12 protein-coding genes and 1 riboswitch are annotated in these 13,324 nt (G+C 60.7%); all 12 genes read right to left on the reverse strand.

What is annotated here, in order from left to right:
• Positions 1 to 540: 540 nt before the first annotated feature.
• The 12 genes from ACFFT4_RS33210 to recG all read right to left on the reverse strand — a co-directional run bounded on the left by ACFFT4_RS33210 (position 541) and on the right by recG (position 13,323).
• Complete coding sequence (locus ACFFT4_RS33210; protein WP_378053816.1) at positions 541 to 909, reverse strand: 4-fold beta flower protein; 369 nt, start codon at positions 907 to 909, stop codon at positions 541 to 543.
• A gap of 318 nt (positions 910 to 1,227) precedes the next feature.
• On the reverse strand, positions 1,228 to 2,019 hold the full coding sequence (locus ACFFT4_RS33215) for an ABC transporter ATP-binding protein (RefSeq protein ID WP_378053818.1): 792 nt from the start codon (positions 2,017 to 2,019) through the stop codon (positions 1,228 to 1,230).
• Positions 2,016 to 2,807 (reverse strand): ABC transporter permease, encoded by a 792-nt coding sequence (locus ACFFT4_RS33220; protein WP_378053820.1) that lies wholly within the window; start codon positions 2,805 to 2,807, stop codon positions 2,016 to 2,018. The genes ACFFT4_RS33215 and ACFFT4_RS33220 overlap by 4 nt, the downstream gene beginning before the upstream one ends.
• The gene (locus ACFFT4_RS33225) at positions 2,797 to 3,099 is read right to left on the reverse strand and encodes a thiamine-binding protein (RefSeq protein ID WP_378053822.1); all 303 of its coding nucleotides are present in this window, start codon (positions 3,097 to 3,099) and stop codon (positions 2,797 to 2,799) included. Before ACFFT4_RS33225 ends, ACFFT4_RS33220 begins: the two co-directional genes overlap by 11 nt.
• Before the next feature lie 91 nt (positions 3,100 to 3,190).
• Positions 3,191 to 4,246: an ABC transporter substrate-binding protein gene (locus tag ACFFT4_RS33230; RefSeq protein WP_378053824.1), complete on the reverse strand. Its 1,056-nt coding sequence runs from the start codon at positions 4,244 to 4,246 to the stop codon at positions 3,191 to 3,193.
• Positions 4,247 to 4,364: 118 nt separating this feature from the next.
• Positions 4,365 to 4,479: riboswitch (TPP riboswitch) on the reverse strand.
• Positions 4,480 to 4,535: 56 nt separating this feature from the next.
• Positions 4,536 to 6,011: a glycosyltransferase gene (locus tag ACFFT4_RS33235; RefSeq protein WP_378053826.1), complete on the reverse strand. Its 1,476-nt coding sequence runs from the start codon at positions 6,009 to 6,011 to the stop codon at positions 4,536 to 4,538.
• A 12-nt stretch (positions 6,012 to 6,023) separates the two neighbouring features.
• Positions 6,024 to 6,785, reverse strand: a complete 762-nt coding sequence (locus ACFFT4_RS33240) for a class I SAM-dependent methyltransferase (RefSeq protein ID WP_378053828.1) — start codon at positions 6,783 to 6,785, stop codon at positions 6,024 to 6,026.
• Positions 6,786 to 6,805: 20 nt separating this feature from the next.
• Positions 6,806 to 9,055 carry a methyltransferase domain-containing protein gene (locus ACFFT4_RS33245; RefSeq protein WP_378053830.1) on the reverse strand — a complete coding sequence of 750 codons (2,250 nt, stop codon included), beginning with the start codon at positions 9,053 to 9,055 and terminating at the stop codon, positions 6,806 to 6,808.
• Positions 9,052 to 10,146: a glycosyltransferase gene (locus tag ACFFT4_RS33250; protein WP_378053832.1), complete on the reverse strand. Its 1,095-nt coding sequence runs from the start codon at positions 10,144 to 10,146 to the stop codon at positions 9,052 to 9,054. The genes ACFFT4_RS33245 and ACFFT4_RS33250 overlap by 4 nt, the downstream gene beginning before the upstream one ends.
• Positions 10,147 to 10,287: 141 nt before the next feature.
• Entirely contained in the window at positions 10,288 to 10,728 is a 441-nt protein-coding gene (locus ACFFT4_RS33255; protein ID WP_378053834.1) for a hypothetical protein, read from the reverse strand.
• Between the two features lie 179 nt (positions 10,729 to 10,907).
• Positions 10,908 to 11,201 (reverse strand): stage VI sporulation protein F, encoded by a 294-nt coding sequence (locus ACFFT4_RS33260; RefSeq protein ID WP_378053836.1) that lies wholly within the window; start codon positions 11,199 to 11,201, stop codon positions 10,908 to 10,910.
• A gap of 70 nt (positions 11,202 to 11,271) precedes the next feature.
• Positions 11,272 to 13,323: an ATP-dependent DNA helicase RecG gene (gene recG / locus ACFFT4_RS33265; protein ID WP_378053838.1), complete on the reverse strand. Its 2,052-nt coding sequence runs from the start codon at positions 13,321 to 13,323 to the stop codon at positions 11,272 to 11,274.
• Position 13,324 lies beyond the last annotated feature (1 nt).

Raw genomic sequence — 13,324 nt, forward strand, 5'->3', positions numbered from 1 at the left:
CGGACAATTTGATATAGAAATTATACCAAGGTTAGCGGCGGGGAGGGGGAGAAAAAGCACGGTCGCAATGACCATGCCTTTTCCACAGTTAATCGACAGCTTCTAGGAGGCCGTTACGCAGACCCATTCGGGCAACTACCCGCATTTAGCGGTCTAGGAGGCCGTTACGCAGACCCATTCGGGCAACTACCCACATTTAGCGGTCTAGGAGGCCGTTACGCAGACCCATTCGGGCAACTACCCACATTTAGCGGTCTAGGAGGCCGTTACGCAGACCCATTCGGGCAGCAATCCGCTTTTAGTGGTCTGACAGGCCATTACTGGGCGGCATCGACCGATTATTGAGTCTGAAGGCTCGAAAGAATCGCATGTCGGAGCACGGTCATTCCATAAAAGGAAATAGACCGCCCTCGCCAAGGGATAACGGTCTATTTCAGTAACCCTATTCCGAGCCTAACCGCCTGTTAAGTAAGCAAACTCGACTGTCAGCAATTTTAATCTTGTACAACTGCGTATAGACTTAGGCATTGCAAGCCCTTTTCACAAATCCGCCCCAAAAAAGTCCCTAATCGACTTGCCCGCCCAGCTCCCGCTGCCCGGGTCGGTGATCGTGCCCGAGAAGCCCGGCCTGGCCGGCGGACCGGGAATCGACGGCGAGGCCGGCTCTCCGCTCATGCCGGGAACGGACGGCAGCCAGTTGCCTGCCCAGCGGGTGAAGGCGATAATTCCGCCTTTCCTGTCGCGCAGCACGCCTTTCTCCAGCCAGCCGAGCGGCTGCCCGGTCAGACTGAATACTTGTTTGCCCTGGTGGACCCACCCCAGATTGCGCCCGTATTTGCTGACAAATCGTTCGTTGTCGACCACGATGAAGGACGCTTGTCCGTATCGATCGAAGTACCATTCGTTCATTTTGCGGAACTCCTTCGTTTTTTCTCCATTATATCATCCCAGCAGCACACCTCCAGCACAAAACTGCTCCTTGCGCCAGCCAATCTTGCTATTATCCCTCTCAATCCCCGAACCGCCATTAGCGCGCCGTACGATACTCCCCCCTCTCATCCGCCCCGTCACCGCATCATTAGCGCACCTTACGGTTCTATTTCCCTGCGAGCATGCAGATCGTACCTATTGGCCCGCCGCCGTACGACACTATTTCCTACACTCACGCCCGCGCAGCGCAAAATAAAGAAAACGTCGCGAACCGAATGAACGGCGCGACGTTTCCGCTTATTGTATTCCCGATTTGCCTTCCTCCAGAAGCCGGAGCACTTCCTGCTTCAGCTCGACGAACTCCGTCGACGTCCAGACGTCGGGGCGGCGCGGGCGGTCGAACGGCACGACAAGCTCGCGCAGGATCGTTGCCGGCGCCGGCGACAGCACGTAGATGCGGTCCGACAGCACGAGCGCCTCCTCGATGCTGTGCGTGACGAACAGCACGGAGCGCCGGTCCGCTTCCCACAGCTCCAGCAGCCAACGCTGCATATCGGCCCTCGTCAGCGCGTCCAGCGCGGCGAACGGCTCGTCCAGACACATCACGCTGCGCCGCATCAGCAGCGCGCGCAGGAAGCTGACCCGCTGCTGCATGCCGCCCGACAGCACGTGCGGATACTCCTTCGCCACATGCCCGAGCTCGATCCGCTCCAGCCACTGCGCCGCTTGCGCCTTCGCCTCCCGCATCGGCGTTCCCGTCGAGATAAGCGCGAAGCGGATGTTGTCCTCCACCTTCAGCCAAGGGAACAGCGCCGCCTGCTGCGGCATGTAGCTGATCAGCCCCTTCTGCCCGGTACGATCCTCCCCGTCGACGAGAACGCGACCTCGGTCCGGCTTCTCCACGCCTCCGATCATCCGGAACAGCGTCGACTTGCCGCTTCCCGAAGGCCCGATCAGCGAGACGAATTCCCCCGCGCGCACCGTCAGCGAAACGTCGTTCAGCACGAGAATCCGTTCCCTGCCTCTCGCATAGGACTTGACAATGTTCTGGAGCTCCAGTGTGCTGCCCCGATTGCCGCTTCCGCTCATGACGCCGCCTCCTTCCACTCCGGCTCCGGCCGCGGTCTCCACCGAATGACGAGACGCTCGGCCAGCACGACCAGATAGAAAAACAGAAGGCTCATCACGACGATGCAGACGATGGAGCCGAACACAGCCGACTGCTGGAACCCGCTGAACTTCAGCTTCAGATAGAAGCCGATGCCCGTATTCGCCCCGGCTCCCAGCCATTCGGCTACGATGGCCGAGGATACGACGTATGTCGCCGCAATGCGCAGACCCGAAAAAAGATAAGTCAGCGAAGCCGGGAACTCCAGCCGCTTCAAGCGCTCCCAGCGCGAAGCCCCGATCATGCCGAGGTACTCCCGCAAATGCGGCTCGGCCTGTCCCAGGCCGACGAGGATCGACAGCGCCACCGGGAAAAAGCAGACGAGCACAAGCAGAATCAGCTTGGGCGTCGTTCCGAAGCCGAACCAGATAATGAGCAGCGGCCCGAGCGCGATCAGCGGAACGTTCTGGGACAGCACGAGCAGCGGCGACAGCGCCGTCTTGAGCGGCGGAATGACGTGCAGCAGCACCGCCACCGCTATGCCGACGACGGTGCCCAGCCCGAGGCCGATCAGCGCGAGGCCGAACGTCGCCTGCACATGCGTCCACAGCACGGCGGAGTCCTCGTACATCTTGACGGCAATATCGGACGGAGCCGGAAGCGTGTACTCTTCAATCGCGAACGCCATGCAGGCCGCCTGCCAGACGGCCAGAAAAACGATAATCGTACCGACGGGCAGCGCAATCGCTCTGAATCGCTTATTGCCCATCCGGATACTTTTGCAACAGCCGCGCCATCGAAGCGTTCGCTTTCGCATCCACAGACAGCTTGATTTGCGAGAGGACGGAAGGGCTGCCCCGCTCGATCATCGCCGCGCTCATTTGTTTGACGATATCGAGCAGTTGGTCGAGATCCCCTTCCATCGTCGTTTCCATCGGTCCGACGCGGTAAGGAACGCCGGACGCCTTGATAATGGCGATCGCTTCGTCTACGTAAGGAATCACTTCCTCGCCGGGATTCACCTTCGGAAGGATTTGAATGCTGAGCAGTGCCTGTGCCATCGTTTACTCTCTCCTTTTCCCATTTGCTTGTCCTGCTTTACCGATGCGGCTCTAGCTTTAGTCCAACTTCTATCCTCTGCCCGTCCGTCGATTATTGCGGCAGAAATTCCGTCGTAAACATCTCGTCGTAGTTCAATTCCTTCTCCATCAGCCCGTTCTCCAGCATCCAATCGCCGTAGCCGGACCACACTTCCCGCTTCTGCTCGCCCCAACGCGGCGCATCGTCCTTGTATTTCGGGCTGAGCCACTGTTGGCTTGCCTTGACCAGATCCGGGTTGATTTCCGGAACGGCTTTAATCAGGATGTCCGCCGCGGCGTCCGGATTGTCGATGGCGTACTGGTAGCCTTCGGAGGCGCCGGCCAGGAACGCGCGAACGAGCTCCGGATCTTCCTGGATCACCTTCTCGCTCGTCAGCAGAAGCGGCGTGTAGTAATCGAGCTGTTGGCTGTAGTCGGTCAAATACACCATATTAACCGGCTCGCCTCTAAGCTCCGCCTCGACGCCCGTCCAGCCGTAGAAAATCCATTCGAAGTCGATCCCTTTTTTCGTAGCCGTAAAAAAGTCCGCCGTTCCCGCGTTGACGAAGTTCACCTTGCTTACGTCGGCGTTCTGCACGTTCATGATCGATTCGAGCACGGCGCTCTCCGCGGGCGATCCCCAGCCTCCGTACGTTTTGCCTTCGAAATCTTTCGGCTCCTTGATATTCTTGTCCGCCGGCGAAGCGAAGCCGGACGTATTGTGCTGAATGATCGGCGCGATCGAGACAAGAGGCAGCCCTTGCTCCTTGGCCAGAATCATGCTCTCCTGCGCTCCGACGCCGAATTCGGCTTGTCCGCCGGCGACCAGCGCGCTCGCCCCCGCCTCCGGAGGCAGAATCAGCTCCACCTTCAGGCCGTGCTTCTCCCACAGTCCCATATCCCGGGCGACGTACAGGCCGGTATGGTTCGTATTCGGCGTCCAGTCGAGTACGACCGTCGCTTCCTTCAGCTCGGCCGCCGGCGTCGTTTCGGACGCGGCCGGGGTTCCCCCCGTCGACGGACTGCCGGACGGTTCCCCGCCGTTTTTGCTTCCGCAGCCGGACAGCAGCACCGCCCCCGCCAGCAGCGACATACTCAATCCTTTCCAAGCCAATCCGTGTTTCTTCATGTCTCTCTCCCTCTCTCCTGTATCCTTGCGCGGAAGAGGGCTCCGCACGCATCAAAAAACGCCCCCCGATCCGGAGGGCGCCCAATAGACAAACATGGACAATTTGACACGACGAACGCTCGTCGTGTTCCCGCCTTCCTACGCTGGTACTAACCAGATCAGGTCATAAGGGTCTGCATCTTCGATGGGACGCACTCTCAGCCGGCCATTATCCAGCTCCCCCGGGGCTTATTCGATTGTCGAAACCCGCAACGCACAATCCCTATTATAGCAAAAGAGCCGCGCTTGTCTATCCCCGATCCCGCAGCGAGACGATTCTTCGGACCTCGGCCAAGTATGGCTCGTAATACGGTTCCTGCTCATAATGCTCCGTAAACACCGCCTCGAAGCCGTCGTAGTCGAAGTCGAGGCCGGCTTCGATCATCATTTCCAGGCGGGGCAAGACGAAGCGGTCGAGCACGATTTTCTTTTCCGCCGCGTATACCTCTTCCGACAGCCCCCGGCCCGCGAAATGCCGCAAAATCTCCAAATAGCCGCGAATCGCCGCGTCCCCGTAATTGTAGCCGCGCGGAGCGTTAAACGCGTAACGGAACATCGACAGCTTCAGCAAGGAAAAGCGCGGGTCCTCCCGCAGCAGCTCCAGCAGCCAGTAAATGTGGTTCAGGCTCGTGCCGATAAAACGGTCGGGCTCGGGCAGCCGCAGCACGGCTTCCCGGTCGACGACGATCGAAGTGATGAAGCCGGACGCCAGCGACAGCTCGCGGACGAACGTATCGATCCCCTCCAGCACCTCCACCGTTCCGTCGCTCCGCAGCACGTCGATAAACAGAAAACGGGCCCGCTTGTGCAGCAGCGCGTACAGGATCGGCTGCACCGCTCCCGGCACGAAATAGTCGTCGTCCCCGTGCAGCTTCGCGTATTTGCCCCGCGCGAACTTCAGAATTTCGAGGTAATTGCGCTCTCCGCCGATATTTTCCGGCTGTCGGATCGTCCGCAGCTGCGGATGCTTCAGCGCGTATCTGGCCAGCAGCGCCGCGGTTCCGTCGTCCGAGGCGTTATCCGAGACGCAGATCTCGATCAGCCCGTTCATGCTCGTCTGCGGCATCGCCGCTTCCAGACACTCCTCCAGCTCCTTGGCCCGGTTATACGTCGGAATGCAGATCGACAAGAGCGGATGCTCCCGTCTTCGCCGCAGCACGTCCGCGACGTCCTGCTCCGATTCGACCGCGATCCAATCCTCCGCGACCGTATCGAACATCCGCTCGATGCGAGCCGGCACGCCCGACACGAGCGAATAATCCGGCACATCCGCACGCACGACACTTCCCGCGCCGACGACGCAGCCTTTACCGATTTTCACCGGTCCTTCCACGACCGCGTACGGTCCCAGATAGCTGCCTTCGCCGACGATCAGCCGCTTGCCGCCGCCCGTCTCGCGAATGCCTTGCTTATAGATCGGCAATCCCGTCTTCCGATATTCCGCCTCCGCGTCCGACAGCACGACGTAAGGTCCGCACCAGACCGCGCGCTCGAGCTCGACGTGGTGCTCCGCCGTGACGTTCAGCCCGATGTCCGCCTGCACGCCGTCCCCGATAATCAGCTTGGGACGAATGCCGCTCACCGTCGAAGTGACGATGAGCCGGTAGCCCGCGCCGATCATCGCCTCCTGGCCGACCGCGATCTCTTCGGCGCCGTAGATCAGCCCCGAGGCATCCAGTCTCGCCCCCTCGCCGAGCGAATATAAGGAGCGATTTTCGTTATCCAAGACGATCCCTCCTCATAGCCGGCAGTACGATATCCAGGGGTCGAACGGAAATCTGCGCAGCTCCGTCTCGCGAATCGGCAGCATTTCCAGCAGCGCCGCGGTCTCCCCGGGAAAAGCGGCGCAGTTCAATTCATCGAAGCAGACGATCGCTCCCTTGGGCATCCGCGGCAGGAACAGCTCGAGCGCCTTGCGCGTCGGCTCGTACAGATCGAAGTCCAAATACAGCAGCGCCACCAGCAGATGGGGATGCGCCTGCACGTATGCCTCCGCCGTGGTCATGAAGTCGCCCTGCACGATCTCCGCGTTCGGGATGTGCGACAGATGCCTCTCCGCGTCGTACTTGGCGATGGAACGGCGGATTTGCTCCGCCGTATCGCCCCGCATATCCCCTGCGGCGAAGGTGCGGCATTCGTCCTCGTCCTGCGCGGCCAATTCGGGAAAGCCCTCGAACGTGTCGAAGCCGATGATTTTGCGCGTATGGTTGGAGGGCTCGAAAATGTTCGCGAACTGCGCCCAGGAGAAAAATCCCGCCCCGTTAAACACGCCGCACTCCACGATGCTGCCGTTCACGGAGAGCAGCTCGCGGTAAATTTCGTATCGCGCCAGGAACCGCGCGACGCTGCGCTTCGTGGCGAAGCGCGGGAACGCTTCGAGCTTGTTGATCAGCGACGTCCGCGACGAGCGGAAGACGCGCTCCGCCAGCCGATGAGCCGTCCGGTCCTGCCGGGAATGATGGCGGTCGATCGCCGCCATCGGACGCTTGCGGCCAGCCATGCTCCGCTTCCTCCCCTCGCTCATCTTTTGCGGCACACGGCGATCGCGTATGCCGGCCTTGCGTTCTTCACGCGGCTTAAGGAGGCGGGACCGTAGAAGCGGATGATATCGGGATTAAAGCCCGCCATCTCCGTATCTCCCCCCACCGCCGCGGCGATGTCCGGCCATTCGGGAGCGACGTGGCCGTGAGGGCCGACGAACGTCTGCCCGAACACGCCCTCGATGTCGTACAGCACGGACAATTCGCCGATAAATTCGGCCAGGCTGTATTCGAAGATGTGGTAAGGATTGCGTACCTGCTGGCCGAACTGCCGGTCCGGATTCGTCACATCCCGATTCGGCGTGGAGATGATCAGCCGCCCTCCCGGACGAAGCACCCGCGCCGCCTCCCGCAGCCAGGCGGCGCCGTCCGGCACGTGCTCGATCGTCTCGAACGAGACGACCACATCGAACACCGCGTTCGCGAAAGCGAGCTGCAGCACGTTGCCGACCTGGAAGCTCACGCCCTCTCCTCCGTAGTCCCTGCCGGCGAGCGCGACCGCGGCCGCGTCGATATCGACCCCGGTGACGCTTGACGCCCCTCCGTCCTTCAGCATCCGCGCCCCGAATCCCGCGCCGCAAGCCGCATCCAGCACCTGCCGGCCGACGCAGTGCCCGCGAGCGAGCCTGTAGCGGTAGACATGCTCGGCCAGCACGTCGGGATGGGACCCCGCCACCGCCGAGCTGAGAATCAATCTTTCTCCCGTAAACGGGACGTCTTCCTGCGCCTTCGGCAAATAGCTCAAATCGTTCACCGTCGCTTCCGTATAATTTGCCGCAGCCTCGTTAACCGGCGGTTGACTTGCGGGCTCCCCGCCCGGCGCCGCGCCGACCGGACTTGCCGCTCCGGCGGTTTTTCCCACTTTCCCGCCGATTTTCCCGAAAGCTGTCCGCTCGCCTGCAGTCTCCTTAACGGCGGAGGCTACGTAATAGATCGCCGCATACTCGTCTCGCCCCGCCTCGCCCGCAAGCTGGCAGAGCGCGTCGATCTCCCGCTTCGCCGCTTCCTCCGCGGCGATCGGCTCGATCGCGATATCGCCGAAGCCGGCTTGCCGCAGCCGCCGTTCGAACTCGGAACGGGACAGCATGGCGTCGCGCGGAACGGGGTTGAGCGGCTTCAGATAGGCTTTGACGTAATCGACGAACAGCCGGTTCGGCGCGCTCGCCGTCACGATGCCCCCGGGCCTGAGCAGACGATGGATGCGCTGCAGAACGGGAAGCCGGGCGGGATCGCTCAGCATATCGTTGAGCACGACCGCATCGAAGCCTTTCGTTCCGGACGGGATCTCGATTTCCTCGTCATTCGTCCATACCTTTTCGGCGACTAGCCCGGCGATTTTCGCGGCGGAAGCTTCGTTCTCGCACCCGAACAGGCGCACGTTCCCGTAACGGTTGCGCAGCTCCAGCAGCGTGGCTCCGCAGCCGCAGCCGACTTCCAGCACGCTCATGCCGGGCTTCAAGGCCCGCAGCGGACGCAGCAGGTCGTCGCGGACGTTCACGGAAATTTGCGGGTGAAAGCCCCATTTGCGCATGAACGTTTTTTCGTTTTCCAGCATCGCTTTGCGATAGGTTTCCTTGACGTGCCTAAACGAAGCGCTCCCCTCGTGATGAATAAACGTATCCCGGCAGAGCAGGAGCCGGAACCCGGCCAGCCGGGCGCTTACGCACCAGTCGTCGTCTTCGTAGTTGCCGATGCCGTAGCTCTCGTCCAGCGGCCCCGCCGCCTCCCAAGCGGTCCGCTTGATCATCAGGCAGAAGCCGATCAGCTTCATCCGCTCCTCCCACCGGCCGGGAGAGGACACGTTGTAAGCGTCCGCGAAGCGCTGCATTTCGTCCATCGTGCGATAGGACGTCTCGATCATCTGGCCGTAGCCGGCATAATTCGTAATCGGACCGACCGCTCCGACGCGCTCGTCGCTGTCGAGCGCCCGCGTCAGCTGCTCCAGCCAGCGGGGGGTGACGACTGTATCGTTGTTCAGCAGCAGCAAGCAATCTCCTTCGGCAGCTGCCGCTCCGATGTTGCACGCGGCGGGAAAGCCGACGTTCTTCGGCTGGCGCAGCAGCTTCACGTCCGGCTGCTGCGCCAGCCATTCGGCCGTGCCGTCCGAGGACGCGTTGTCGACGACGATCAGCTCGTAAGATGAAGCGGGCGTGTGCTTGCGGATGCTGGCGATGGCGCGCTTCGTCATGGCCAACTGGTTGTAGGTCGCCATAATGATGCTCGTCGTCATTCCGGTTCAGCTCCCCCGAGGCCGAGCGCCTGCTCGATTTTGGCCTTGTTTTGCAGCAGGTTCGCGTCGTCGGGCAAGTAAGCGAGCGCCTTCTCGTTGTGCTCGTAGGCCAGCTCCAGTTCTCCCGTCATGCCGTAGCAGATGCACAGCTGGAGATGGGGAAGCCAGGTCCAGCAGATGAGGTTAAGCACACCGAAGTGATGATCGGGCGGCCTCTCCTGCTCCAGCGCCAGCTTAAACCAGTAAATCGCCTTGCCGAAATCCTCCTTCTCCAGAAAACACTGGCCGATCGAGCAGCAGAAATCCGCGCGCGGCAGCTCGTGAACGAGCGATTCCAGCAGCGCCGTCAGCTTCAGATCGAACCGGCCGAGCTGATGATAGCAGGCGGACAAGCGCGCGCAGGCCGTCAGATTGTCCTCGAAATATTCGACCGGCTGATCGAGGAAACGCCGATACTGCTCGGCCGCCTCGGAGAATCTGCCCGCGTCGGACAGCTCGTTGGCGTAATAGAAAATATCCCGCCCCGTCACCTCGCCGTCCCGCTCCACGATCTGCTCGAGAATGCGCAGGTTTCTCCCCGTGTTCTCATGCACCCTGCCGTGAGAGACGGCGATGTCGGTCAAGTAGTAATTGCCGTCGACGAGCAAATACTCGTGGACCGGATTGTACCAGCGAAACTGCCTGCTTCGCTTGACGATCCGGTTGCGGCGCGACATCGCCAGCGGATTGCCGTAGCCGTCGAACGCCAGGTGGTACTCCATGACGACCGAGTCGACCGCGGAGTCGAGCTCCTGCTTCAGCTGTTTAATCTTCAAGCGGTCCTTCTCGAGAAAATAATCGTCGGCATCCAGCCACAGGACGTAGTCTTGGGTAGCGAACGAAAAGGAGTAATTGCGCGCGTCGGCAAAATGGTCGGTCCATTCGTAATCGTAGATACGATCCGTATATCGGGCGGCAATATCCTTCGTCCGGTCCGTCGAGCCGGTGTCCACGATGACGATCTCGTCTACGAGATCGTGCACGGAATCCAGACAGCGGGCAAGCACTTCCTCTTCGTCGCGCACAATCATGCACAGACTGATGGTGATCACCTTATCCCTCCTCATTCCGACCTCTGTCCCATTTTATGTCTCGTTCGCCTTCTCCGCTTGGACAGGTGGTGGCGAGGCATCCTAATCAAAAAAATAAAGCCGGCAACATCGTTGCCGACCCGTGCAAAGCGTATGAAAGGATTAGCCCGGAGCGCCTTGGGAGGCCACGCCCCAGAACACTTCCGGTCCGACTCTCTCTCCCGTGAACAGCAGGCCCAACAGGTTTCCGCCGAATATAAACGCGGAATAGATCGTCTCGGCGGCGGCCGGAGCGAGTAAGTCCTGCGCGGTAAAGGCGTACGTATCGGCGAATGCGGAGAGACGCACATTTTGTACCAGCGTATAGATGACGTTGGCCGGATTGTAGACCGTCGTGCCGCGGCAGATTTGAATGGAAAAAGTCGTGCCGAGGAGAAGGGCGCTGACGCCGACCATCCCGGTCAGCGTGATGACCTTGTTCGTGACGTTGTCCGTCTGCAAGCCGATTACGCCGAACAGCGCGGGCGTCGCAGAGACCGGAACGCCCGGGAAGCCGGATGCGCCCGCATTCATCGAACTGCGCAAATCTAAAAATCTACCCATTCTGATAACCTCCTTCGTTGTGAAGTTGGTATAGTGTATGTCCAATTGACAAGTATGCTTGGACAGACCTCACGGGGTAGCCGTATATTTTAAAACGTCGGAAGGCTGCCTCGCAGCCGAGCGGTCCCTGAAAATAGAGACGGCTTAACCGGCTTGCGAGACAGCCTTCGCGGCTGGCGTTATCTGAACATCGTATACAGCTTGAGCAGATGAAGCATGTTATTGGGATCGATCTTCTGCGCGATAACGAAGTTGACGAGCTGATCCTCCTGCGTCTCCGTGAGCGGTTCGCTCAATATTTTGGCGAACGTCTTCACCCATCTTCTCACCTTGGCGCGATCCTGGAGATCGTATTTCGTCGCTCCCTCCATATGCGCTTTGATTTTTTCCTTGACTGCGGGATTTTTCATTTTCAACTTTACGCGCTCGACGAATTCCCTCTTGATGCCGAACTTCTGGTACCCCGGGTTCAACGAGGGTCACGCTCCTTCCTGCGGCTGCTAAGTACATCTTATGCCGCAGACGGGCGCGCGATGACACCGCCTAGTCCAGCGGCTCGTCCCGCAGCTGCGACTCGCGCGCCAAATAGTCTCTCAGCCCCCCGTACGCGGGAGAGGACCAGAACGCTTCCGTCGACGTAAGCGCGGCCGCGTCGTCCCTGGCCTGCTCCAGCACCTCGAAATCGTTCAGCAGGTTGGCCAGCCGGAATTCCGGCATCCCGCTCTGCTTCGTCCCGAAAAACTCTCCCGGCCCGCGAATTTCCAAGTCTCTGCGGGAAATCTCGAAGCCGTCGTCCGTGTCCGTCATCGCCCGCATTCTCTCCTGTCCGTTTTCCGATTTCGGATCGGCGATCAGAATGCAGTACGACTGATGCTCGCCCCGACCGACCCGGCCGCGCAGCTGATGAAGCTGGGACAAACCGAAGCGGTCCGCGTCCATGACGATCATCAGCGTCGCGTTCGGCACGTCCACGCCGACCTCGATCACCGTCGTGGAGACCAGCACGTGGGTGTTCCCCGCGGCGAACTCCGCCATCGTTCCTTCTTTCTCCGCCGCGGTCATCCGGCCGTGCAGCAGTCCGATCGTCAGCTCGGGCAAAGCCTGGGAGAGCTGGATATGCAAATCGATCGCGTTCTGGACGTCGAGCTTCTCCGACTCCTCGATCAGCGGGCAGATGAAGAACGTCTGCCGGCCGAGCGACGCTTCTTTGCGAATAAAACCGAGCACCCGGTCCATCATCTCGTGTTTGACCGAATACGTCTTGATCGGTTTGCGGCCTTTCGGACGCTCCCGCAGCGTCGAGACGTCCATATCGCCGAACACGGTAATCGCCAGCGTTCGCGGAATCGGCGTCGCGGTCATCGTCAGCACGTCCGGGTTCATCCCTTTGCGCCTGAGAATGCTGCGCTGGTTAACCCCGAACCGATGCTGCTCGTCGGTTACGACGAGACCGAGGCTGCGGAAGAACACGTCCTCCTGAATAAGGGCGTGCGTGCCGACGACGATATCGAGCAAGCCCATCTGCAGCGACGCGATCAAATCCCGCCGCTTGCGCTCGGTCAGGCTGCCGGTAAGCAAGCCCACCTGGATCCCATAAGGCTCGAACATGCGGCCAAGCGACCGGGCGTGCTGCTCGGCCAGAATTTCCGTCGGCACCATCAACGCGCCCTGATGCCCCGCGCGCACCGTTGCGTACAGCGCCACCGCCGACACGACCGTTTTGCCCGAGCCGACGTCGCCCTGCAGCAGCCGGTTCATGACGTAAGGCTGCTTCATATCGTGCAAAATTTCGTTGATCACCTGCTTTTGCGAGCCGGTCAGCTCGAACGGAAGCGCTCCGACGAACGCGCGGATTTCGTCGTTGTCGACGGCGTGAACGAGTCCGTCCGTCTTCCTCGAATGCATCGCCCGGTAAGCCTGAAGCTTTAATTGGAACAGGAACAGCTCCTCGTACACCATCCGGCGTCTGGCTTCCTGTCCGTCCTTCGTGTTCTCCGGTCTGTGGATGCCCGCGATCGCGTCCTTGCGGGCCATCAGTCCGTGCTTGTCCGTCAGCTCCTCGGGCAGAATTTCCGGAATGAACGCTCCGAACTGGGTTAACGCCTTGTCGATCAGGCTCCTGATCGCGGACTGCGTAATGTCGCCTCCGACGGAATAGACCGGCTGCAAGGTGCCCGTCTTCGCGCCGCCGCGATCCGGAAATTCCGAATCCGCCGCGGTCAGCTGCCGGCGGCGCTGGTCCCATTTGCCGGTCAGCGTAATCTCCCGCCCGAGCGTAAGCTGCTCCTTCAGGAACGCCCGATTGAACCAGACGGCGGTCACGAGCGTCGCGTCGACCGTCACGCGGCAGATCAGGCGCGACTTGCCCCCGTACCTCTGCAGCGTGGGGAGCGAGGCGATCGTCCCCTGAATCGTGATTTTCTCGCCGTCCTTCACCTCGCGCAGATCGCGGATGCGGTAGTCCTCGTACCGGAACGGATAATATTCGATCAGCTCTCCGACGGTGGAAATGCCCAAGGCGTGGAGCTCCCCCGCTTTGCGGGGACCCACGCCTTGAAGTTTCGTCAGAGGAATTTGAAACAAGGATATCGACATA

Origin of the sequence: Cohnella cellulosilytica, assembly GCF_042431195.1 — a bacterium.
Taxonomy (GTDB): domain Bacteria; phylum Bacillota; class Bacilli; order Paenibacillales; family Paenibacillaceae; genus Cohnella; species Cohnella cellulosilytica.